Source organism: Burkholderia catarinensis (assembly GCF_001883705.2).
Lineage (GTDB): Bacteria > Pseudomonadota > Gammaproteobacteria > Burkholderiales > Burkholderiaceae > Burkholderia > Burkholderia catarinensis.
The window spans coordinates 58,833-81,183 of record NZ_MDEQ02000008.1; the positions used below are offsets into that span (position 1 = coordinate 58,833).

The 22,351-nt window shown below is 64.6% G+C and carries 16 protein-coding genes and 3 pseudogenes; 10 read left to right on the plus strand and 9 right to left on the minus strand.

All coding sequences use genetic code 11. The features are described 5' to 3' along the window. Positions 1–510: 510 nt before the first annotated feature. On the minus strand, positions 511–999 hold the full coding sequence (locus BFF94_RS14670; protein ID WP_128848844.1) for a GNAT family N-acetyltransferase: 489 nt from the start codon (positions 997–999) through the stop codon (positions 511–513). Beyond that, a complete protein-coding gene (locus BFF94_RS14675; RefSeq protein WP_128848842.1) occupies positions 996–1,265 on the minus strand; it encodes a type II toxin-antitoxin system TacA family antitoxin in 270 nt (89 codons plus the stop codon). Before BFF94_RS14675 ends, BFF94_RS14670 begins: the two co-directional genes overlap by 4 nt. 614 nt (positions 1,266–1,879) lie before the next feature. Between BFF94_RS14675 and BFF94_RS38450 the strand changes: the two are divergent. The 6 genes and pseudogenes from BFF94_RS38450 to BFF94_RS14705 all read left to right on the plus strand — a co-directional run bounded on the left by BFF94_RS38450 (position 1,880) and on the right by BFF94_RS14705 (position 5,648). After that, positions 1,880–2,086 (plus strand): annotated as a pseudogene (locus BFF94_RS38450) (IS66 family transposase). A gap of 354 nt (positions 2,087–2,440) precedes the next feature. Further along, the gene (locus BFF94_RS14685; RefSeq protein WP_201260448.1) at positions 2,441–3,022 is read left to right on the plus strand and encodes an RNA polymerase sigma factor; all 582 of its coding nucleotides are present in this window, start codon (positions 2,441–2,443) and stop codon (positions 3,020–3,022) included. 12 nt (positions 3,023–3,034) lie between these two features. Beyond that, entirely contained in the window at positions 3,035–3,343 is a 309-nt protein-coding gene (locus BFF94_RS14690) for a hypothetical protein (protein WP_128848836.1), read from the plus strand. Between the two features lie 2 nt (positions 3,344–3,345). Then, on the plus strand, positions 3,346–3,642 hold the full coding sequence (locus tag BFF94_RS14695) for a 4Fe-4S binding protein (protein ID WP_128848930.1): 297 nt from the start codon (positions 3,346–3,348) through the stop codon (positions 3,640–3,642). A gap of 105 nt (positions 3,643–3,747) precedes the next feature. Continuing rightward, entirely contained in the window at positions 3,748–4,464 is a 717-nt protein-coding gene (locus BFF94_RS14700; RefSeq protein WP_128848833.1) for an O-methyltransferase, read from the plus strand. Between the two features lie 299 nt (positions 4,465–4,763). Further along, positions 4,764–5,648: a patatin-like phospholipase family protein gene (locus tag BFF94_RS14705; protein WP_128848831.1), complete on the plus strand. Its 885-nt coding sequence runs from the start codon at positions 4,764–4,766 to the stop codon at positions 5,646–5,648. 146 nt (positions 5,649–5,794) lie between these two features. Here BFF94_RS14705 and BFF94_RS14710 read toward each other — a convergent pair. Then, positions 5,795–6,203, minus strand: a pseudogene (locus BFF94_RS14710) (transposase); the annotation flags it as partial. A gap of 285 nt (positions 6,204–6,488) precedes the next feature. Here BFF94_RS14710 and BFF94_RS14715 point away from each other — a divergent pair. Beyond that, positions 6,489–8,048: pseudogene (locus tag BFF94_RS14715) on the plus strand (methyl-accepting chemotaxis protein); the annotation flags it as partial. Positions 8,049–8,204: 156 nt separating this feature from the next. Here the strand turns inward: BFF94_RS14715 and BFF94_RS14720 are convergent. Further along, positions 8,205–10,268, minus strand: coding sequence for a hypothetical protein (locus tag BFF94_RS14720; protein WP_128848825.1), 2,064 nt, complete (start codon positions 10,266–10,268; stop codon positions 8,205–8,207). 244 nt (positions 10,269–10,512) lie between these two features. Here BFF94_RS14720 and BFF94_RS14725 point away from each other — a divergent pair, with 244 nt between their 5' ends. Then, entirely contained in the window at positions 10,513–11,631 is a 1,119-nt protein-coding gene (locus BFF94_RS14725) for a helix-turn-helix transcriptional regulator (protein WP_128848823.1), read from the plus strand. 694 nt (positions 11,632–12,325) lie between these two features. Then, a complete protein-coding gene (locus BFF94_RS14730; RefSeq protein WP_219139493.1) occupies positions 12,326–14,536 on the plus strand; it encodes a LamG-like jellyroll fold domain-containing protein in 2,211 nt (736 codons plus the stop codon). 33 nt (positions 14,537–14,569) lie between these two features. Here the strand turns inward: BFF94_RS14730 and BFF94_RS14735 are convergent, their stop codons facing one another. After that, complete coding sequence (locus BFF94_RS14735; RefSeq protein WP_128848818.1) at positions 14,570–15,454, minus strand: GNAT family N-acetyltransferase; 885 nt, start codon at positions 15,452–15,454, stop codon at positions 14,570–14,572. A 92-nt stretch (positions 15,455–15,546) separates the two neighbouring features. On the opposite strand from BFF94_RS14735, the gene BFF94_RS14740 reads away from it, so the two are divergent. Next, positions 15,547–16,599 (plus strand): RNA-guided endonuclease InsQ/TnpB family protein, encoded by a 1,053-nt coding sequence (locus BFF94_RS14740; protein WP_128848816.1) that lies wholly within the window; start codon positions 15,547–15,549, stop codon positions 16,597–16,599. A gap of 288 nt (positions 16,600–16,887) precedes the next feature. Here BFF94_RS14740 and BFF94_RS14745 read toward each other — a convergent pair whose 3' ends face one another. From BFF94_RS14745 to BFF94_RS14760, 4 genes are all read right to left on the minus strand, one after another. After that, positions 16,888–18,075, minus strand: a complete 1,188-nt coding sequence (locus BFF94_RS14745; RefSeq protein ID WP_128848814.1) for a M20 aminoacylase family protein — start codon at positions 18,073–18,075, stop codon at positions 16,888–16,890. 68 nt (positions 18,076–18,143) lie between these two features. Next, on the minus strand, positions 18,144–19,613 hold the full coding sequence (locus tag BFF94_RS14750; RefSeq protein WP_128848812.1) for an aldehyde dehydrogenase family protein: 1,470 nt from the start codon (positions 19,611–19,613) through the stop codon (positions 18,144–18,146). Continuing rightward, the gene (locus BFF94_RS14755) at positions 19,610–20,887 is read right to left on the minus strand and encodes an NAD(P)/FAD-dependent oxidoreductase (protein WP_128848809.1); all 1,278 of its coding nucleotides are present in this window, start codon (positions 20,885–20,887) and stop codon (positions 19,610–19,612) included. Before BFF94_RS14755 ends, BFF94_RS14750 begins: the two co-directional genes overlap by 4 nt. A 137-nt stretch (positions 20,888–21,024) precedes the next feature. Continuing rightward, a complete protein-coding gene (locus BFF94_RS14760; protein ID WP_128848806.1) occupies positions 21,025–22,350 on the minus strand; it encodes an NAD(P)/FAD-dependent oxidoreductase in 1,326 nt (441 codons plus the stop codon). Between the last annotated feature and the right edge of the window lies 1 nt (position 22,351).

A 22,351-nucleotide genomic window follows, 5' to 3' on the forward strand; every position in this document is an offset into this window, starting at 1 on the left:
CACGCGACGGCCGGGGTTGGGGAAGCTATTTCTATTTATATAAATCGGCTTCGATCAAGGAAGGCCATTCGACGCCGCGCGTCGACCACGGCGTGGCGCGCTCCGCATCACGCCCGCAAGCCCTGTCACACGTTTTGGCACCACGCGCCTATCCTGCAATAGCTCCCTTGCCCCTCTCGACCCAGACCAACGAACACAACCGGAACGCGACTGGTACATGGGCGCACGCCGATGGCACATTGAGGGAACATCATCCGGGCAAACATTCGGGACGCAGACCGGGTACGCAAGCGCTACAGTAAGCGCAGTGGCCCGCACCACGCGGTGCAATCTGCACCACGCCCCGCGAGCCTTGTCAGTTCGGACTCCGCGCAATCCACGATCGCCGCAACAACGTTTCACTGTTCAGCAATGTGGTGCACCTTGAACCCGCGCCACGCTTGCCAGAGCGACCGTTTCGCACGCGGTTTGGTACGTGCGTCATGTCTGTGCATGATGCGGCGGCCACGCCTACTTCACCGTCGCCAACGGCAAAAACAACGCCAACGGATCGTGCGTGAGGGACTGGAAGCCGAAGTGTCCATAGAACGCTGCGGCGCCCTCGTCCTTCGCGTCGACGGTCAAGGCAACGGCAGGGATTTCCGAGCTGGCGGCCCGTCGCAGGGCATTGACCAGCAATGCTGCACCCAGTCCCCTCCCCCGATAACGGCGGTCAACGGCCAGCCGACCCATGCGGACCGCCGGGATCGCGGGATAGCGAGGCAGCTTGCGCGCCACCTCTCGGGGCAAATCGGCCAACGCGATGCTGGCGGCCGACACCGTGTAGTAGCCCACGACGACGTTGCTATCGAGCATCACAAAGCACGCGGCCACTCGGCGCCGAACGTCCTGCGTCACCGTTTCGCGCAAGTAGCGGTCAAGCGCCGGCGTGCCACATTCAAAACCGGTTCGATCATGGGCCGCGCCGAGCACGGCCACCGTCAGCTGTGGACCGGTCATTCGTTACGCAGCAGTTGATCGTGACGATCGAGTGCACGCTGCAATGCGTCCGTGGGCTTGGCGGGCGACAAAATCGCCTCGGCGAAGCGCTCCGAATCCGCCACCGACAGGCGAATCACTTCCGCGTCGGAAATGGCGCGTTGCGCGGCTTCGCGCGCAGCGGACACGACGAAGTCCGACATCGTGCGCCCCTGGATCTCGGCGGCCCGGCGGATCACGGACAGCACGTCGGTCTCGATGCGCGCTTCAAAGCGGGTAGTAGCCATGAGTTGTTACCTCCTCGTGCAAATGTACGGAAAATTGCCGGGTGCGTCAAGTCGTACGGAAAATTGCCGGGTCGATGCGCGACGCCGGCATTGTCCCTCGTTGGTCAACACGCTAATCGCGTTAAGGTGCTGCCCGAGTTCCGCCGGCGACCGTTGAGTGCGCCGGCGCCGCCGGGCAAGGGACACAGCTTGGGGTACACGTTGCGATGTGCGATCGGCATGCCACACTCAATCGCCCATCTGATAAGCAGAGTTATCAGAAGTGGTACTTTTGCGCCCTGCCTCGCTGCCTGCCTGCGCCGCCCATGAAAAAACCCGGCCGAAGCCGGGTTGGGGAATACGTGAGCGTGGGTCGTACAGGCTATTTCGCAGGGCCGCTCAGCAACGTGAGCACCGCGGTCCTGACCGCCACCCGGGCGCCTTCGTTCACGGCGGTCCGCGTCACGCGCGCGCCGAGGGCGAGCGCCAGGCGCGGCAGTCAGGCGGCCCGATCGGCCTTAGGCGGGCGGCCACGGCGAAAGCACGCTGTCCCAGTACTCGACCAGCGTTAGTCTGAACGCCGGCAGCGACCGCGCACCCGGTACAGCGCCCGCGTGCTCTCCCTCATCGAGCGCATGCTGGTCGAGCATCTGCCGGGCGTCGTGCCGTCGAGTTTGCTCGGCAAGACATTGCAGTACATGAGCAGACAGTGGCACAAGCTGGTCTGATACGTCGGTAACGGCAACGGGCCGATCCCGAACAACCTGTGCGAGAACGCGATCCAGCCGTTCGTCGTCGGCCGCACGGGCCGGCTGTTCTCCGATACGATCGCCTGTGCATAGGCTGGCGCCAATCTCCACTCGCTGGTCGAGACCTCCAAGGCTAACGGCATCGACCCATACCGCCCTCTTGTCCGGCTATTCCGGAAACTTCCGTTCGCGAGCACCGCGGGTGACGACGAGGTACGCTTGCCACGGATGTCGCCAGTCGAAACACCACGATCACAAGACGAGACGAGCTGCGTCGCACCTTTGTGATGCGGGCTGGCCGCCCCTCCGACGCAGACCCACTCGCAAAGCCAGGCAGGTTCGTTCCGATCCTCCGTCTGCGCGTCTGACGGGTGTCATTGATTGGACGCTTACGCAGATTTTTCACACTCGCCACAATATTCGGGCGCCTGAAACGTCTTCAGACGCATGGAATCGCCACCCACTTCGCACACGATGACCGACCCAGACCGCGAAATCACCGCGACCGTGATGCGTGAACGAACGCGGCTGGTGAATTTTATCCGGCGTCGGATACGCGATCCGGATGATGCCGAGGACATTCTGCAGGATGTGTTTCACGAGTTTGTGCAGGCTTATCGACTCCCTGCGCCCATTGAACAGGCGAGCGCGTGGCTTTTCCGCACCGCGCGCAACCGCATCATCGATCGTTTTCGCAAAAAGAAGGAGCAGCCGCTGACCGATCTGCTCGAGGCCGACGACGAAGCGAACAGCGAGTATCGCCTGGACCTCGCGCTACCGGCGCACGATGCCGGCCCCGAAGCACTCTACGCCCGCACGCGATTGCTCAAGGCCTTGCAGGATGCGCTCGACGAGTTGCCGGCGAATCAGTGCGAGGTGTTTATCGCGCACGAACTGGAGGGCCGCTCCTTCAAGGAGATGGCCGCGCAAAGCGGCGTCGCGCTCAATACCCTGCTGGCGCGCAAACGATATGCGGTCTTGCATCTGCGTGCCCGACTGCAGCCCATTTATGACGAATTGGATATCTAGAGGAGTCGGTTGATGAATTTTCGAATCAGATGTGCAGGCAAGGCGCTGCTCGTGGTGATCGCCGCGGGCGTGCTCGGATGGGTCGTCATGATGCTATGGAACTGGGTGATTCCGGCGCTATTCGTCGGCGCCCGTACGATCGACTTCGCCCATGCGCTGGGCCTGCTCGTGTTGAGCCGCATCCTGTTCGGCGGCTTCCGCGGGCACCGGGGCTGGCACGGCCGGCGCCACTGGCGCAAGTGGGAATCCATGACGCCCGAAGAACGCGAGCTGTTCCAGCGCACATGGCGATCGGGCGGCAACCGGGACACGGGGGAGTGAGCATGCGCGAGAAATCAACGAGCGACTGCCAGCAAAAGCCGGGCGTGATTGCGCCGGTCGTCGATCTGAACCGCTGCGAAGGCAAGGGAGATTGCGTCACCGTTTGCCCCGAGAACGTGTTCGAGATCCGGCGAATCGACCAGGCCGATTACCTCGGTCTCGACCTGATGCATCGCTTGAAGCTGCGCGTGCATGGAATGAAAGTCGCCTACACGCCGAATGCGAACGCCTGCCGGTCATGCGGATTTTGCGTGACGGCGTGCCCTGAGCGCGCAATCAAGCTCGCCCGAAGGGCATAGCATCACCCGTGTTCGCCGACGACGGAACGATTGCGCGGGAAGCCTGAAGGAAGCGGCATTCGTTGGATACATCGTCGACGTCATCAATCTCGTCAAGGAACGCCCATGGCTTCACCCACCACCGTTCTTTTGCGACGGCTTCATGAAGCGTGCCGGACTGAAATCATTGCCCGCGCACGCGCGCAGTTCCAGGGGCCGAACGAGGCGTTTCCGACGCTCGTCGACGAATACGAAGCGCTCGCACCCCGGCTGCGCGGACGGTTTCTCGAAACGCTCGGACTGTCCAGCGAAGACTTCGCGTCCTCGGAAGGCAGTCGGCTATCATTAGCCGCGTCCGCGGCAACGGGAAGATTTTTACGCAACCTGGTGCTCGCGCAACGACCGGCCAGAATCCTTGAACTCGGCAGTTCCCGCGGCGTGTGCACCCTGTATTTCGGCGACGCGCTGCGCACGTTGGGCCGTGGCGTGGTCGTAGCGACCGAACGCGATGCGCTCGAGTGCATACATCGGCGCGCTCACGTCAAAACAACGGGCCTGGACGCCTATATCGACTTGCGGCAGGGCGACGTATTCGAGACTGTTGCCGAACTGGACGGTACCTTCGACCTGGTATTCATCGACGTATGGGCCGACGCCTATCTGAAGCTGTTCAAGCAGATCGAGCGCCTGCTCCGCCCGGGCTCGGTCGTACTTGCCGGCAACATGTACACAGCCGAGGATGCCGTTCGACCGTACAAGCGCTACCTCGACAACGATCCGCGGTTTTCGACCACGACGCTGAACTTTGAATCAGGGGTCGAATTTACGGTCGTCGTTTCTTAAGCGGAGATGTCGTCGACAGGTTCCTGCTGCGGCAGTCTCCGACTGAAGAACGCTGTGATAGGTCGATATTACGACCCGAAAGAAATCAAGAACATCCTTCATCCGATAACACGAGCGCGACTATCCGACAGATAAAAAATAGGTTTATCGCGGGATTCCGGGGAGCGCGGCCCACAGCGCGCATCGTCGGCCGAACGGCTGGGTCCGCATGCCGGCAGGGTTTTCATCAGGACATCCGGGGCGCGGCACGATCCATTATGGAGAAAGCACTGTCGCAGCCAACCGCAGGAGGGCGCACCGTGACTGCCGATCCCACTCCCTCGACCGCCTTCGTGTTCGCCGGCGGCGGCAGCCTTGGCGCGATCGAGGTCGGCATGCTCCGCGAGCTGGTCGCGAGCGGCGAACGGCCCGATTGCGTCGTCGGCGCGTCGGCGGGCGCGATCAATGCCGCCTATTTCGCCGGCCGGCCGGACGCGGACGGCGTCGCGATGCTCGCCGCGCTGTGGTGCAGAATCCGCCGTCAGGACGTCATGCCGTTCTCGATGCGCAGCATCATCGCGATGCTGCTGCGCAACCGGCCGCATCTGGTCGAGGCCGGTGCGCTGCGCCTGCTGCTGGAAAAGAACCTGCCGTACCGGCAGATCGAGCAGGCCGCGTTGCCGCTCCACATCGTCGCGACTGACGTGCTGAACGGCCACGAAGTCGTGCTGTCCGCCGGCTCGGTCGTGGATGCCGTGCAGGCCAGCGCGGCGATTCCCGGCGTGTTTCCGTCGGTCAGCATCGGCGGCGTGGAACTCGTCGACGGCGGCGTCGCGAACAACACGCCGATCTCCGTTGCGATCGCGCTCGGCGCCAAGCGGATCGTCGTGCTGCCGGCCGGGTTTGCCTGTGCGTTGCGCGTACCGCCGCGCAGCGCGATCGCGCATGCGACGCACGCGCTGACGCTCGTGATCGCGCGGCAACTGGTGCGCGATCTGGAGCTGTACGCGGCACACGCGCAAATCCATGTCGTGCCGCCGCTCTGTCCACTCGAAGTGTCGTCATACGATTACTCGCAGTGCGCGCAACTGATCGACGCGGCCGCGGAACGCACGCGCACGTGGATCGATGCGGGCGGGCTCGCGCAGTGCGTGATTCCTGGCCAACTGCGCGAGCACCATCATGTCGCGGCGCTGTCGCATTAGGGGTTGCTCACGCGCCGTGCTGACTCATGGCCGACGAACGGCGATTGCCGGGCTGCCGGGGCCTCTCCCCGGGAATCTGCGAAGAACCAAAAAATAGCCGTCGTCGGCCATCTGTTTGCGTATTTCGGGAGCCACGAAGATCCTTTTTACGCAGACCGGACCTGGCAAGAACCGGGCACGCCGACGACAACGCTCGAAATGTTCTCGAAAGGTTTACGCCAGACCCGGACAGCCCTGTGACGCACGAATTGCTCGCCAGACGGGAACGCGCCGTGAATGTCGGCACGGCGCTCGAAACGAATACGAAGGCGACGGAAGTAATGCAGCCAAGCATGCGTGCGTTCAACGTCCCAGCGATATTTTCCAAGGCCGCTGCGATGTTCGGTACGGCGCTTGGCGATCACCGGCTCGTATCTGGTCTGCAGCGCGCAGCTTCGCCAGCAGCGGCGCGTGCAAGCGGTCCCAGACGCCGGCTGCCTGCCAATAGCGTAATCGTCGCCAACATGTCACGCCCGAGCCGCATCCTATGTCGGCTGGCAAGTCGCGCCAGCGCAATTGCCAGACGTCGCCCCCTCTAAACATTCATGCAGTGCTTGACCTTGTGCACTGCGGCCCATGGGTTTCAGCTCACATTGATCATACGTTTTCCGTCGGCCAGGTCAATTGATAGCGATGCAACTTCGCACCAATAAAACTCCCGCGCCCATGATCCGAAGAAAAAATATATGAGCCACCGTTAGTTTGCGGCTTCAGAAAATCATTCGAAGTGCCGACATTATCGATAGCTCAGCAATGCCAACCGAAAAAATTTCCATACAAACACGAAAGCCAGATACTCACATGTCCTTCAAACAGATGACAGTTCGCGCAAAGCTGACAACGACGTTCGGTTTGCTCGTCAGCCTCATTCTCCTTGTGTCGTGCCTCGCCATTCTGGCGCTCGGTGATGCACAAGACGGATTTGCCGACTACGTGAGCAGTTTCAGCGCCCGCGCGAACCTTGTAACGCAGGTTCGCACCGCCGTCGACCGCCGCGCCATCGCGGCACGCAACGTCGTACTCGTGACGACGCCGCACGACACGCAGCTGGAGAAAGATGCGGTCCTGCAGGCGCACCATGATGTCCAGACGCACCTCCACGAACTCAACGAAGCGATTGCGCACGGCTCGAACGTGAGCGAGAAGGCTCGCGTTCTGGTGGCGGAAATCGATCGTGTCGAGAGTCTGTACGGCCCCGTAGCGATGGCGATCGTGGATGCTGCGCTGAACAACCGGCGCGATCAGGCGATCTCGATGATCGACGAACAATGCCGTCCGCTCCTGGCGCAACTCGTCGCGGCGACCGATGCCTATGCCGATTACACCCGCAATCGCGCACAACAGATGGTGCAGGAATCGGCGGAGCACAACGCGACCCGGCGAACCCTCGTGCTTCTGGTCTGTCTTGCGTCGGTCGCGGTCGCCCTGTTCTCGGCGATACTCATCACGCGCGGCCTCACGCGCGCGCTCGGCGCCGAACCGGCAACCCTCGGCGACGTTACACGCCGCGTGGCGTCGGGCGATCTCGGTCCGGTGCCCGGCGCAGCCGATGCGCCGCGCGGCAGCGTCCTCGCATCGATGGGCGAAATGCAGAGCAGCCTCGTCCGGCTGATCGCCGAGGTCCGCACGGCGGCCGACAGTATCGCGACAGGCTCCAGCGAAATCGCATCCGGCAACCATGATCTGTCGTCGCGCACCGAACAGCAGGCCGCCTCGCTGCAGGAAACCGCCTCCAGCATGGAGCAATTGACATCGACGGTTCGAACCAACGCGGAAAACGCGCAACAGGCAAGCGGCCTCGCGGGCACCGCTTCCGACATTGCGCAAAAAGGTAATGCCGTCGTGACGCAGGTCGTCGAGACCATGTCGGAGATCCGTCAGAGCTCGGCCAGAATTGCCGAAATCACCGGGATCATCGAGGGGATTGCGTTCCAGACGAACATCCTGGCGCTGAACGCAGCCGTGGAAGCCGCCCGCGCAGGCGAACAGGGCCGCGGCTTCGCGGTGGTTGCGAGTGAAGTACGAAGCCTCGCGCAGCGCTCGGCGAATGCGGCGAAGGAGATCAAGGATCTGATCGCGGACTCCGTCGTCAAGGTTCAGGACGGCGCGCGGTTCGCCGACGATGCCGGCAGGACAATGCACGAAGTCACGCAGGCCGTTGCGCGGGTCACGGACATCATGGGGGAAATCGCCGCGGCATCCGGCGAACAGAGTCGCGGCATCGAGCAGGTCAACCTCGCGATCACGCAAATGGACGAAGTCACGCAGCAGAATGCAGCGCTCGTCGAGCAGGCGGCGGCCGCATCCAAATCGCTCGAAGATCAAGGGCACCGGCTTACCGCATCGGTGGAATTCTTTCGCCTGGAACATCTCGTCTAGCGGTTCAGGCGCGAGCCGTTACGCGAGCGGCGCTGCTTTGCCGCGCCCCGCGTCCGCGCGATGATGCGAACGAGCCGGCGGGAACGCGCACCGTCCCGCCGGCCATGCGCCCGACGGACTTATCCGTCGAGCGGCCCGTCACCGGTCGTATTCGACCGACTCGGTGAACAGCGTGTCGACCGTGTCCGTCCAGGTCAGGTTCGCGAACGAGAAGTCGGTGATGCCCGTCCAGCCGGCCACCGACGGGAACGCCACGCCCTGGTCGCCCGGCACGTCGAGCGTTACCGCGCTGCCCGGCTGGGCCGGCAACGCCCGCGCGGACCCGTTGACGAAGGTCGCCGACGCCTGCCCCGCCGCGGTTGCACGAATCTGCACGTTGCCGCGCTTGACGAACGGCAACCCCGATTTCGACGTCCAGCCCAACTGAAAGGTCGCCCCGCCCGCGAACGTGCCGGCATTGCCCGGCGTCAGCCTGTCGCGTGCGGATTGCGCCAAGTCGTGCCACTGGTACTGGCGCAATGCGTCGGGCAACGGCGACGGCGTGCGCAGCCGAACCGTATAGTGCCTGGCCGGCGCCGCGGTGTTGCCGTGCTGGTAGACGTCGATCGTATAGGCGCTGAACGGCTTGATGTCGGCCAGTTCGGCGGCGCTCAGTTGCGGCTTCGCCCACGCGGTATTGTTGCGCGGCGCGTCGCCGGGCCATGAAAACTGCCCCTGGCTGGCCGGGTCCTGCGCGACGCCGGCCAGGCGGAAATTGTTGCGGCACTGATTGCCCTTCGCCAGCGCCGCAAGCTGAGCCGGCGTCTGTCCGCTCGCGATCTGCGCGCGGATATTCAGCGTGTCGCACGTGCCGCTCGACGGCTGGAGGAATACGCCGTTGCGCAATCCGGGGCCCGTGACGATCGCGAAGTCCACCGCCGTGCCCGCGGCGTCGACGCTCCCCACCTGCAGGTTGAGCGAATCGACGAACGCGTTGGTACCGGTCGAAGGATTGGCCGGATTCAGCCAGTCCCACTTCTGCGCGTTCGCGTTCACCTTGCTCAGTACCGCACGCTGATTGCCGATCACGCGCCAGCCGGTATCGCCGCTCGCGAGGCTGCCCGGCCGCACGGCGAGCTGCACATGCTGCTGCATGCCATCGCGAATACCGTCGGCGCGCGTCCACGCGAGCTTGACCCACATCGTATCGCCGGCGACCACGCGGATCACTTCCGGCAGGCTGAAGCTGGCGTTGTTCATCGCATCGTCGGCCACGATGCCCCGCGCGCCAAACTCCTGGTCGGCCGACATTCCGTTGTTGAGGTATGCGACAGGCACGCCTGCATTCAACGCACCCGACGCGACGTCGTCGACGACGAGCTGAGCGCACGCCGGCACCTTGCCGGCCGTGCGCGAGGCGCCGGTCGAACCGGCGAAGCACTGGTTGAAGGCGCGCTGCAATCCCGCCAGATCGCCTGCGCTCGGCAGGTTCGACACCGCCGCGCCATTGATGGTCGCGACGGCCGGCAGGCTGGCCTTGTCGCCGGCCTGCGGCGCGACGCCGGGTGCGAGCTGAAGCTGTACAGGCGTATCGCTGGACCCGCCCGCCACCGAACTGATCTGCACGCTGCCATCCGGCAGGACGTTGACCTTCACCTGGTCGAGCAGCCGGTCGAGCCCCGGCGCACCGGCGGTCAACGGGCCGGAAATCAGGTCGACACCCGCGTTGCCGGTCGCGGCCAGCACATCGGCCAGTGCGGCGGAATAGGCCTGCACCGTGCCGGCGACGGCCTGCGCGGTGACCTTGCTGCGCAGCAGCGCGGGGTCGGCCAGCAACTTCGTCGGATTGTCGCCGACGAGCGTGGCGGCGATCGCGTTCGTGATCGGCGTGATGTTGATCGTCTGCGTGCCGGCCGTGGCGCTGAGCGCAATCAGCGTGGCTTGCGAATCGGCGACGTTGCCGAACGCGGACAACGCGAACGGCGCGCTCAGGCCGGTCACCGTGCAATGGAACGCGCCGGTCGACGCATCGGCCGGACAGTCGACCGATTTGCCGGTCGCGTCGATCAGCTTCACGGTTGCAGCCTGCATCGCTGCGCCCGCCGCCGCGACGCCGCTGACCGTCTGCGCAGCGGGCTCGGGGCCGGATGACGAACTGCCGCCGCCCCCGCAACCGGTCAGGACGAGCGCCGAAATACCAAGCACGACAGGTGTGAGTTTCATGGTTGTCTCCCCCGAGTGTCTTCTGGTTGATGCGTGTCATGCGCACCGCGCACGCACGCTGAATGCCGGAGGATTCTCGCAAAGCCGATTTTTTCAAACATCATTCAGGTGAATGAAAAACGGGAAACAACGCGGTACATCATGCAAATAACCTGTGTTAGCCTGAAAACCTGTTTGCCGTTCGAAATAAAAATCATCAGACAAAATTCCGCGAAAGAGATCGCAGCACGGCGGGGGAAAAAGAATGCAACGGGACCAACTCATCGGCGACCTCTATGAAGCCGCGCTGCGCGCGGACGGCTTTCTCGAAGTATTCCATCAGGTATCCGAATCTCTTGGCGCAAACGTTTTTCATATGTTCAGCTGGGATACCGCGCGCAATGCACCGAAGTTCTCGATCTACTCGCCACGCGCCGAACTGGACGGAATCGTTGCGCTCTACGACCAGTATTACGGTGCGCTCGACCCGCGCCGCGGCTTTGTCGAGAAAGCACCGCTCGGCGAATTCGTCTGCTGCCAGGATCACCTGACCGAACGCGACGTCGCGCGCAGCGAGTTCTTCCAGGACTATCAGATCCCGTCGGGCATTCGCTATCTGATGGGGATACGCCTCGCGCGTCCGGGCAGCGACAACGTGCTGCTCGGATTACTGAGGGCGCACGGCCGGCCGCCTTATTCGGCGAACGAACGCGCGACCCTGGCCGGCATGGCGGGGCATCTGCAACGCTCGATCAATCTCTGGCAAGACGCGCGAATCCTGCACCGCGACGCCGCGCTCGGCACCGAACTGATGGAGGAGCTGGGTCTGTCCGTCTTCGCACTCGATCGACATTCGCGCGTCGTATTCGTCAACCGGGCAGCAGAGTCGATGCTGCGTGCGACCACCTGCATCAAGCTCGAGCACGGACACTTGAGCGCGGTGAACGCACAGCAGAACGAAGCGCTCAAGGCGGCGCTGGCGCGCGTCGCGAAGACCCGCAAGGGTGAGAGCGTCGCCCTTGCGGGTACCTTGAACGCCACGCACGAAATCTTTCTCGGCATCTCGGCACTGTCCGGAAAGGCACACCATGCGACGTTCGGCGACGCAACGATGCTGGTGACGGTCAGGCGACGCAGCGCCGCCCCGCTCGTCGTCGCGCAACAGCTGCGGCAGGCGTTCGGCTTGTCGAGCGCAGAGGCCGCCGTCGCGGAAGCGTTGATCGGCGGCAAGACGCCGGACGAATGCGCGGCAAGCGCCGGCGTGTCGCTCGCGACCATTCGCAGCCAGTTGCGCGCGATCTACGACAAGACGCATTCCAGGAATCAGGCCGAGGCGGTCGGAAAGATGCTGTGGGTGCTCCCGCAGCACACGCGCGAAGATTGACACGTTCGAAGCGGCGGGCGACCGTCGGCCATGCCGCACGGATACAGGCGTGCGCTGCCGTCGAGAAAAACGGAATTCACGCGATGGCGGCGGCCGGCCTTGCCATCACGCCCGTGCCAGCCAGCGCCGCAAGCGAAGCCATCCATGCCGCACGTCGCACGAATCGATCGTCAAGGACTGCTACCCAATGCGTCATCGTGCCGTTCTCCGGCTTTTTTCGAACGTCGAGCGACGCCGGCGTTGCTGCGCCGGCATGGGGCGTATACCGGGCCGCGAGCCGGCGTGCGTTGCAGAACACCACCATGTTGTCAGTTGTACGACAACATCATAAATAGCGAACCCGTATCGATCGGTACACGTGAAGCGTTGCCTGCTCGCAGAGCGGCGACGATAATAGCTCGCAAACGATGCAATCGCCCTTTTCTTTCGTTTTCATAGCATGATAATGAATCGAATCGGTGATAATCGATCACTCATCGACGAGTTGTTTCGTGACAACTTTGTACTCCGGAACGGTGAGGCTTCCGCTACAATTCGCGTCGATGTGAGATGACTGATTTCATCGCCCCCCCCACGCGGCATCCAACGGATCGTCGCCCCGCTTGCCGGCGGGTCTCGCGAGCCGCGGCCAGCCCCGTCTGCCGCCGTGCGAATCGCCTGTTTCAACCGGGCCTCGTCAAGGAACGACGCAACCATGAACGACACGCAACTTCGATCCGGGTCCGACGCGGGTATCTCCCGGCGCACCTTCCTCTACAGCCTCGGCGCGCTCGCGCTGTCGGCATGCGGTAGCACGAAGGCCGCCGAGAGCGCCACCAGCATCACGGCCGCGGCGGGCAACCGTGCGCTCGCGCGCATGGCGACGGGCGCCGCGAGCATCGTCACGCGTGAAGCATTCGCGCATCCGGGATTGCTGCACACGCAAGCCGATTTCCACCGGATCGCGCAGAAGGTATCGGCCGCCGCGTCGCCCTGGCTCGACGGCTGGAACAAGCTGATCACGAACGGGCATGCGCAACTGTCGTGGTTGCCGCGACCGCAGGCCGTCGTGACGCGCGGCGGCACCGGCGCGCAGAACTACCCGGTGCTGTACAGGGACATCGCGGCCGCCTATGCGTGCGCGCTGCGCTGGAAGATCTCGGGCGATATCGCGTATGCGAACAAGTCCGTGCAGATCATGAATGCGTGGTCGTCGACGCTGCAGAACCTCGCCGGCGACTCGAACGTCGACCTGGCAGCCGGCCTCTATGGCTATGAATTCGCGAACGCCGGCGAAATCATGCGCACCTATCCCGGCTGGGCGGCGGCCGACTTCGCTGCGTTCCGGACGATGATGGCCGACAAGTTCTACCCGATCAACGCCGACTTCCTGAATCGCCACAACGGCACGGACATCACGCATTACTGGGCCAACTGGGATTTGTGCAACATCGCATCGATCATGGCGATCGGCGTGCTGTGCGACGACCATGCGAAGTTCGACGAGGCGGCCAACTACTTCATCGACGGCCCCGGCAACGGTGCGATCGCGCAGGCCGTCTACTACGTGCATCCCGGCCATCTGGGCCAATGGCAGGAATCGGGCCGCGACCAGGGGCACAACACGCTCGGCATCGCGCTCGGCGGCGCGATCTGCGAAATGGCGTGGAACCAGGGCATCGACCTGTACGGCCACGACAACAACCGCTTTCTCGCCGGCGCGGAATACGTCGCGAAGGCGAACCTCGTCCAGCCGGACGGCAGGTTTCTGCCGGTACCGTACGCGCCGTATTCGAACGCCAACGTCACTCAGGCGCAATTCGCGACCGGCAGCCAGGGCTCGATTCGTCCGTGCTGGGCGCTCGTCTACAACCATTACGTGAACCGCAAGGGACTGTCCGCACCGTGGTCCGCGAAGTTCGCGCGCGCGATCCAGCCCGAAGGGGGCGGCGGTAACTATGGCGAAACGAGCAGCGGCTACGATCAGCTCGGCTACGGCACGTTGACGTGCACCCGCGATCCCGTTGCACCCGCAATCGCACCGAGCGGGCTGACCGCGTGGCCGGCCGCCGGGCGGGTCGTGCTGTCGTGGTGGGGCATCGCGAATGCGGCAAGCTACGACGTGAAGCGTGCGTCCGTATCGGGCGGCCCGTATACGACCATCGCGAGCGGCATCGTCGATCCGCTGACGGTCACCGACAGTCCCGCGGCGGGCACCTGGTACTACGCGATCAGCGCGCGAAGCGCATCGGGCGAATCGGCGAATTCGACGGAAGTCGCCGCATCGACGGCCCTGCAACTGCATACGCTGCTGACGTTCGACGAGACAGGCGGCACGCGTGCGGCGGACGCGAGCGGCAACGGTCATGCGGGCACGCTCATCGGCGGCGCGTCGCGCAGGCCCGGGAAAACGGGCAACGCGGTGTCGCTCGACGGCTCGACCGGCTACGTCGCGCTGCCGGACGACATCGTCGCGGACGTATCGGACTTCACGATCGCGGCCTGGGTGAACTGGAACGGCGGGCAGACGTGGGCGCGCATTTTCGATTTCGGTTCGGGCACCGGACGCTATCTGTTCGTCACGCCGAGGAGCCATGGCGGCACGATGCGCTTCGCGATCACGACCAACGGCGGACATGGCGAACGCACGATCGACGGCAATGCCGCACTGCCGGCCGGACAATGGGCGCACGTCGCGGTCACGCTGTCGGCCACGACCGCGACGCTCTATCTGAATGGCAATGCAATCGGCTCGGCGAGCGACGTCATCTTCGCGCCCTGGCGCATCGGGCGAACCGCGCAGAACTGGATCGGGCGTTCGCAGTATCCGGGCGACCCGTTCTTCAACGGCGCGATCGACGCGTTCCGCATCTATCGCGGCGCGATGCCCGCCGAGCAGGTGAAGGCGCTCGCGCAGGGCACGTGATGCCTGTGCTGCCGCCGGGCGCGCGGCCGCCGCCTACAACATCGCCTGACTGATCAAGCCGTACAGTCCCCATGCCGGATCCGGTGCGCTGACGTGCGCCGCGGCCGGCGCGTTGCGAACCATCTTCGAGCAGGTGTCCACGCGTTTCAATCCCTGCGCGTCGAGCCAGTCCGGCAAACTCGTTCCCGACGGTACGTCGATGCGAACGAATTCGTTCTCCCGTCCGCTCAGCCAATAGCTGATCAGCGCCTTCGCACACGCGTCGTCGCTCGAACGCCGTGCGACGACCGGGCCGATCACGTAACCGCGACCGAAGCGGCGCAGCACTGAAAATCCGGCGATCTCGCCATCGCGTTCGAGCACGACGCTTTCGCCCCGCTTCAGCAACGCCGACAGAAGCGCGTCGCGCTCGAAGCCGGAAGCACCCGCGTCCAGTTCGACGAAGCGGCTCAGATCGGCAGGCGTGCCAGCCCGCAGTCGCGCACCGTCGGGCAGCGCAACCGCGGCAGGCTGACTCACGTTCCCTTGATATTGATCCAGCGATCCGCACACGTTGAAACCGAGCTTTTCGTAGAGCGGCTGGCCGGCCGGCGTCGCATGCAGGAACGTGATGCGCGGCCCCAGTTCCTCGAGGAGGGTCTCCATCAGCGCGCGGCCAATACCGCGGCCCTGATGCTCGGACGACACGATCACGTGCCCGATGGCAGCACGGTCCGCACCGTACTTCCAGCACATCGCCGTACCGATGACCACCCCGTTTTCCTCGGCCGCGAACGCGGTCGACGTGTCCGCGGAAAACTGCCAGTCTTCCGCCCTGAATGGCCAGCGAAGCGCCATCGAGAGCGCGTGGGCCGCGGGTACATCAGCCGCGGTAAACCTTCGATAGTGAAGTGCCGGCGTCGAGCCTGAAGCGTTCATCAGTTTTTGCTCCGAGAAACCCCGCCATTCATGGCGGGGAGGAAAGGAGTGCCGTTGACAGGCAGCTTCTTCCGCAGGTTAGGATGACCGGTATGATTCTTGTCTACCGCTACCGAGTTAAGTCGCTCAACGGACTGCTTAACAAACAGAGCCGTGCGGTGAACTACGTCTGGAATTTCTGCAACGACACGCAGAAACACGCGCTCAAGTGGGGCAAGAAATGGCCGACCGGTTTCGACCTGAACGTGCTGACCACCGGAAGCAGCAAGGAACTCGGCATCCACTCCGGCACGATCAACGCAACGTGCGAGCAGTACGCGAGGTCGCGCAGCCAGCATCGGCGCTCTTACCTGCGATATCGCGGCAGGAAATCGCTTGGCTGGGTGCCGCTGAAGGGGCGTGACCTGAAGCGCGAAGGTGATGCGTTTCGCTTCGCTGGCAACACCTTTCGCGTGTTCAATAGCCGGCCGCTTCCTGAAGGCAAGATCAAGGACGGAACCAACTTTGCGCAGGACGCGCGCGGCAATTGGTTTCTCAACATCGTGATCGAGATGCCTGACGTTCTGGCTCGCCCGATCCGTTCTGGCGTCGGTATCGACCTCGGCCTGAAAGACTTCGCGACACTTTCGACCGGTGAAAAGTTGGCCAACGACCGGTTCGGTCAACGCGCGGCCGAGAAGCTGGCGAAAGCGCAGCGAGCGCGAAAGCACAAGCGGCATATCGCGAAGTTGCACGCGAAGGTGGCGAATGCCCGCGCCGATTTCCAGCACAAGCTCGCGCTCGATCTGGTGCGACGCTTCGATTACCTCGCTGTCGGCAACGTGTCGGCTGCCAAGCTTGCCAGAACCAGGATGGCGAGAAGCGTCTATGACGCATCCTGGTCGTCCTTCCGGAACAAGCTCCGCTACAAGGCGATCGCGCACGGAGCCACGTTCGAGGAAGTGGACGAAAGCGGTTCTACCCAGTTCTGTTCGGCGTGCGGGTCGAAAGACAGCACGACGCGGCCGAAAGGTATCGCGGGACTGCGAATAAGGGAATGGACGTGCATTAGCTGTGGTGTCGTGCATGATCGTGATATCAATGCTGCGCTAAACATTCTCCGATGCGGACGTGCATCGCCAGTTGTGGGAATCCCCTGCCTTTAGGCGGGGGAGGGCGTCAACAAATGATCCTTCGAAATAGCGCTGTTTCACAACCGGACGCGAGCGACAGCGCGCGGCGGTCGCACCGGATGTTCGCCGAGTCGGCATCTGCGTCGTGCGTTCGCGGCCCGCTCACGGCATTGGCAAGCCGATGGAACGAACTATAGAAAGAAATGCTTTTCCTGTGTCTAACGATCAATAAATGAGCCATTAACGAGGATTTAACGCCGAGCCCGCGCATGACCATTCAATGCAGCCCGGCTGCCGACCGGTCCGGCATCACGCCCAGGCTCACGGGAATCGCGCGAAATAATGCTGTGCCAACGCGACCCAATACCGGACGCCGGCCGGAATGATGTCGTCGTTGAAATCGTATTTCGGGTGATGCAGCGCCGGTGCGGCCGATCCGGCCGGTGCATTGCCGACCAGCACGTAGGCGCCGGGGCGCTCCTCCAGCATGAAGCCGAAGTCTTCGGAGGTCATGTTCGGCGGCACGTCGCGGTAAAGGCGTTCGTCGCCGAACGTCTCGCGTATCACCGCTTCGCAGAACGCCGTCTCGGCCGGCGTGTTGACCGTCGCGGGGTAGTACTGAAAAAATTCGACGTCGACTTGCGCGCCATAGGCGTGCGCCAGCGCCTCGCACATGAGCCGGACGTCGCGCTGCAGCTGTTGCTGCAATGCAGACGACAGCGTGCGAATCGTCCCGCGCAACTCGGCGCTGTCCGGAATGACGTTGTCCGTCGTTCCCGCATGGAACATGCAGACGGAAATGACGGCGGGATCCACCGGATCCTTGTGCCGCGCGGCGATGGTCTGACACTGCAGCACCATCGAACAGGCGAGCGGAACGGGATCGATTCCCAGATGCGGCTGCGCCGCATGCGCGCCTTTGCCGGTCACGGTGATCCTGAACCGCGAGCCCGCGGCCATGATCGGGCCGGTGCGCAACCCGAAATGCCCGGCAGGCAATCCGGGCCAGTTGTGCATGCCGAACACCGCTTGCGTCGGGTATTGCTCGAACAGCCCGTCGTCGATCATCTTCCGCGCGCCCGCGCCGCCCTCTTCTCCGGGTTGAAACACGAAATGAACGGTGCCCGGCAACTGCGGCAGCTCTTTCAGCACGCGCGCGGCCCCGAGCAACATCACGGTATGGCCGTCATGGCCGCACGCGTGCATGATCCCGTGCGTGCACGATGCATGCGCGAAGTCGTTCGCTTCGTGGATCGGCAACGCATCCAGATCGGCGCGCAGCACGATTCCCCGGCCCGGATCCGCACCGGGCAGGCTCGCGACGACGCCCGTACCGCCCAGCCCGCGCGACACCGCATAGCCGAGTGCTTCGAGCTCGCGGGCGACGATGTCGGCCGTCCTGTGTTCCTCGAACCGCAACTCGGGATGCGCATGCAGGTCGCGACGCAATGTCGCCCAGTGCGCTTGATACGCTTTCAACGACGTCTCGGGGATGATGGCGTTTTCCAATCTCGGCACCTTTACGAAGCAAACCGATTCAAATCAGGACTGCTGCTGCATCGCGCGCGGCGGCTGCGTCAATCATGGAACCCCAGGATCGACTTGACCTCCATGTACTCCTCCATCCCTTCGACCCCGTACTCGCGGCCGTTGCCCGACTGCTTGTATCCGCCGAACGGCGCCTGAGGGTCCCATGCCGGGTAGTTCAGATGCACCTGCCCCGACCGGATGCGCGCGGCCACCTCGCGTGCGCGCTCCTTGTCCGTGCCCTGCACATGCGCGCCCAGCCCATAGACCGTGTCGTTCGCGATGGCGACGGCTTCGTCGACCGTGTCGTAAGGAAGGATCGCGAGGACCGGACCAAAGATCTCCTCCTGTGCGATCGCCATGTCGGTGCGGACGCCGGAAAAAATCGTCGGCCGCGCATAAAAGCCCCGGTCGAATTCCGCTGGCCGCCCGGGACCGCCGGCGATCAGCTTTGCCCCTTCGTCGATGCCTGCGTCGATCATCTGCGCGACCCGACCGAACTGCGCACGATTGGCCAGCGGCCCATGCGTCGTCGCGTCGTCGAACGGATCGCCTACGACCAACCGTTGCGCTGCCTCGACGGCCAGCGCCTCGACCTCGCCGAGCAGGTTGCGCGGCACGATCATGCGGGTCGGCGCGCTGCACGACTGGCCCATGTTCCGGAACGCGGCGACCACGCCCGGCGGGACCGCCCGCGACAGGTCCGCATCCGGCAACACGATGTTCGGCGACTTGCCGCCCAGTTCCTGCGCGACGCGCTTGACGGTCGGCGCCGCGGCTTGCGCAACCAGCACGCCGGCACGCGTCGACCCCGTGATCGACACCATGTCGACCTGCGGGTGCGACGCGAGCGACGCGCCCACTTCCGTTCCGCTGCCGCTCACCAGGTTGAATACGCCGGCGGGCACGCCCGCATCGGCGATCACTTCCGCAAACAGCAGCGCGCTGAGCGGCGACAGCTCGCTGGGTTTCAGCACCACCGTGCAGCCTGCCGCGAGCGCCGGGCCGACCTTCGCGGTGATCTGGTAGATCGGCCAGTTCCACGGCGTGATCAGCGCGCATACGCCGATCGGCTCGCGCACGATCGCGGTCGTCCCGCGCCGTGTCCGGAACGGATAACTGGCCAGATTGTCGCGTGCGACCCGGATATGCTCGGCCGCGAGCGGCACATGGGCGCCGCGTGCATAGCTGATCGGCGCGCCCATTTCCAGCGCGAGCGCCATCGCGAATCGCTCGGCACGCTCGAGCATCAACGCATGAACGCGGTCGAGCAGCGCGGCGCGTTGCTGCGGCGAGGTCGCGGCCCAGCGTTCGAAAGCGTTGCGCGCTGCCTGCACTGCGCGGTCGGCATCGCGTGCGTTCCCGAGCGGGATTTCGCACAGCGTGTCTTCCGTGGACGGGCAGACGACCGCGAACCGATCGCCGCCGTCGGGCAAGACCCAGTCGCCGTCGATGAAGAAGCGATCCAGCCTGCCGGCTTCCATCAGGTGACGAACCGGTGAATCGATGGGTGAGTTCATTGGAGGGTGTCCTTGAGTCGATACCATGCGCCGACGAGCGGCAGAAACCACGGCTTGCCGAAGTGGCCGGGAATCGCGGGCCAGTCGAAGCTGTTCCACGGGTTGAGATCGGCGCGCCCATCCATGATCTCCGCCATCAGCGTGCCCATCAGCGTCGCCATGTGCGTGCCGTGGCCGCTATAGCCCATCGAGTAATACACGCCGTCGCGCTGGCCCGCGCGCGGCAGGCGGTTGGCCGTCATGTCGACCATCCCGCCCCAGCAATAGTCGATGCGCACGCCGGCCAGTTCGGGAAACACGGCGGCCAACTGCTGTCGCAGGATCAGCCCGCTCTTTTCGTCCGAACGGGGGTTCGACGTCGCGAAACGCGCGCGCCCGCCGAACAGCATCCGGTTGTCGGGCGTGACGCGAAAGAAATTGACGAAGTTCTTGGTGTCGGTGGCCATCCGGCGGGTCGGCAGCAACCGGTCGAGCAGCTCGCGCGGCAACGGCTCGGTGACGATGATGAACGCGCCGACCGGCACGATCCTGCGCCGGATCCAGCCGAACGGGCCGACCTGCGAGATGCCGCTCGCGAGCAGCACCTGGCGCGACCGGATCTCTCCGAGCGGCGTTCGTACCGCATATCCGCCGCCCGCTTCCCTCGTCAACCCGAGCACCGGTGCATGCTCGAGAATGTGCGCGCCGCGCGCTTGCGCGGCGTTCGCCAGGCCGCGCACATAGCGGCCGACGTGCATCCCGGCACTCTTCTCGAAGAGCAGCCCGCCGTGATAGCGGTCCGAACCGATCTCGTCGCGCAGTTCCGCCTTCGTCACCACCCGCGTGTCGGGGTCCACGCTCGCGGCGAGCAGCGCCTGGCTTCGCACGAGCTTGTCGAAGTGCTCGGGCTTCGCCGCGAGCTTGAGCTTGCCGCGGCGCACGAAATCGCAATCGATCGACTCCTCCCTGACCAGCCGCTCGACCGTGTCGACCCCCGCATCGAATGCGAGATACAGCCGGTTGGCCAGTTCCGTGCCGATGCGCTGCGACAGGAACGCGTAATCCTGCGCGAAGCCGTTGTTGCACATGCCGCCGTTGCGTCCCGACGCCGCCTGCCCCACGGTGCCCGCTTCGCAGACGACCACGCGTGCGCCCTTCTTCGCCAGCGCCAGTGCCGCCGCCGAACCCGTGATCCCGCCGCCCACCACCACTACGTCGCAACTTCCGTCAGGCCGCTCCGGCGAGCGGCTCACGAACGGCTCGGACGTATCGAGCCAATAGGAACCGAAACGCATCACGCACTCCAATATCGGCAGCACCAGGCTGCAAAGCGAGGCGAGCCTTCACCGCACCGACCCGGCCGCTCGCGCGCAGGCCGGATCGAAATGCATCGTCCAGAGGCCGCCGCCATCGCCAGCGTGGCGGCCCTGGCCTAGAAATCCGCGACCTTGCCCCACGCGGAATCGGCGAACCGGCCGGGCCGATACGGCACCGGATCCACGAGCGGTTGCGCACCGGTGGCGAGATCCGCGATCAGGTGCCCGGCGCCCGGGCCGATCCCGAAGCCGTGACCCGAAAAGCCCGCCGCCAGGATCAATCCCGGCACGCCCGGCACTTCGCCGATACCCGGCACACCGTCCGGCGTGCTGTCGACGAACCCGGCCCATGCGTGCGTGATCGTTGCTTCGCGAAGTTCGGGCAGCAGTTCGACCGCACGGCGGTAGGTTTCGTTGACCGTCGGCATATCGGGCTTCGGATCCAGAATGCGCACCGCCTCCATCGGCGTCGGCGCGTCGAGGCGCCAGCGCTTCAGCGTTTCATGACCGCCGCGCACCCCTTCGAGGCCGCCCGGCAGAAGATTGCGCCAGCGCTTCGCGAACATCGGCACGAACTGCGGCGCGAATCGCAGGAACTGCGGCGTCACGTCCACGCGCGCGCGGCCGCTGATGGCCAGTGCGTAGCGTCCATCGCTGCGGCGCGTAACGGACACGCCGGAGGTATACAGCGCATCCGGCAGCGCCTGCTCGATGGGCGACACGCTGAGGATCGACTGGCGGATCGACGCCTGCGGAAAACGGATCCCAAGCTGGCGGCAGAACGACGACGCCCATGCGCCGCCGGCAAGCACGACCGTCCGGGTCTTGATGACGCCGGCCTCCGTGACGACACCGCTCACGCGCCCGCCCTCCAGCTCGATGCCGCGCGCGGCGCAGTGCTGGTGAACGCTGCCGCCGAGCTTCATCAGTGCGGCCGCCACGGCCGGCGCGGCCTTGCCCGGATCGGCCGTGCCGTCGCTCGGCGAGAACACGCCGCCTTTCCACGGCCGCCCGGTGGCGTGCCCGCGCTCGCCGGCTTGCTTGCTGTCGAGCATGTAGGTCGCCACGCCCGCGGTTTTCGCGAAGTCGCCCCAGCTGGCCCAGCGAGACAGCTCTTCATCGTCATTGCTCAGATACAAGAGCCCGCAGCGATGAAAGCCGGTGTCCTCGCCGGATTCGGCGGCGAATCGTTCCCACAGATCGATGCTCTTGCTGGCCATCGGCAATTCGCGCGCGTCGCGGTTCTGCTGTCGGCACCATCCCCAGTTGCGGCTCGACTGCTCGGCGCCGATTCGGCCCTTCTCGACCAGCGCGACCGACACCCCGCGCCGGGCGAGGTAGTAGGCGGTAAAGACGCCGATGATGCCGCCGCCGATCACGACGACGTCAGCCGAAGCCGGCGGCGTGGGCGAAGTTTCTATAAGGCGCAGCGGAGGGGACATG

What these genes read in the sequence shown, in the direction of transcription:
- BFF94_RS14670 (WP_128848844.1), bottom strand. Translation starts at nt 999, where the DNA reads ATGACCGGTCCACAGCTGACGGTGGCCGTGCTCGGCGCGGCCCATGAT.
- BFF94_RS14675 (WP_128848842.1), bottom strand. Translation starts at nt 1,265, where the DNA reads ATGGCTACTACCCGCTTTGAAGCGCGCATCGAGACCGACGTGCTGTCC.
- BFF94_RS14685 (WP_201260448.1), top strand. Translation starts at nt 2,441, where the DNA reads ATGGAATCGCCACCCACTTCGCACACGATGACCGACCCAGACCGCGAA.
- BFF94_RS14690 (WP_128848836.1), top strand. Translation starts at nt 3,035, where the DNA reads ATGAATTTTCGAATCAGATGTGCAGGCAAGGCGCTGCTCGTGGTGATC.
- BFF94_RS14695 (WP_128848930.1), top strand. Translation starts at nt 3,346, where the DNA reads ATGCGCGAGAAATCAACGAGCGACTGCCAGCAAAAGCCGGGCGTGATT.
- BFF94_RS14700 (WP_128848833.1), top strand. Translation starts at nt 3,748, where the DNA reads ATGGCTTCACCCACCACCGTTCTTTTGCGACGGCTTCATGAAGCGTGC.
- BFF94_RS14720 (WP_128848825.1), bottom strand. Translation starts at nt 10,268, where the DNA reads ATGAAACTCACACCTGTCGTGCTTGGTATTTCGGCGCTCGTCCTGACC.
- BFF94_RS14725 (WP_128848823.1), top strand. Translation starts at nt 10,513, where the DNA reads ATGCAACGGGACCAACTCATCGGCGACCTCTATGAAGCCGCGCTGCGC.
- BFF94_RS14730 (WP_219139493.1), top strand. Translation starts at nt 12,326, where the DNA reads ATGAACGACACGCAACTTCGATCCGGGTCCGACGCGGGTATCTCCCGG.
- BFF94_RS14735 (WP_128848818.1), bottom strand. Translation starts at nt 15,454, where the DNA reads ATGAACGCTTCAGGCTCGACGCCGGCACTTCACTATCGAAGGTTTACC.
- BFF94_RS14740 (WP_128848816.1), top strand. Translation starts at nt 15,547, where the DNA reads ATGATTCTTGTCTACCGCTACCGAGTTAAGTCGCTCAACGGACTGCTT.
- BFF94_RS14750 (WP_128848812.1), bottom strand. Translation starts at nt 19,613, where the DNA reads ATGAACTCACCCATCGATTCACCGGTTCGTCACCTGATGGAAGCCGGC.
- BFF94_RS14755 (WP_128848809.1), bottom strand. Translation starts at nt 20,887, where the DNA reads ATGCGTTTCGGTTCCTATTGGCTCGATACGTCCGAGCCGTTCGTGAGC.
- BFF94_RS14760 (WP_128848806.1), bottom strand. Translation starts at nt 22,350, where the DNA reads ATGTCCCCTCCGCTGCGCCTTATAGAAACTTCGCCCACGCCGCCGGCT.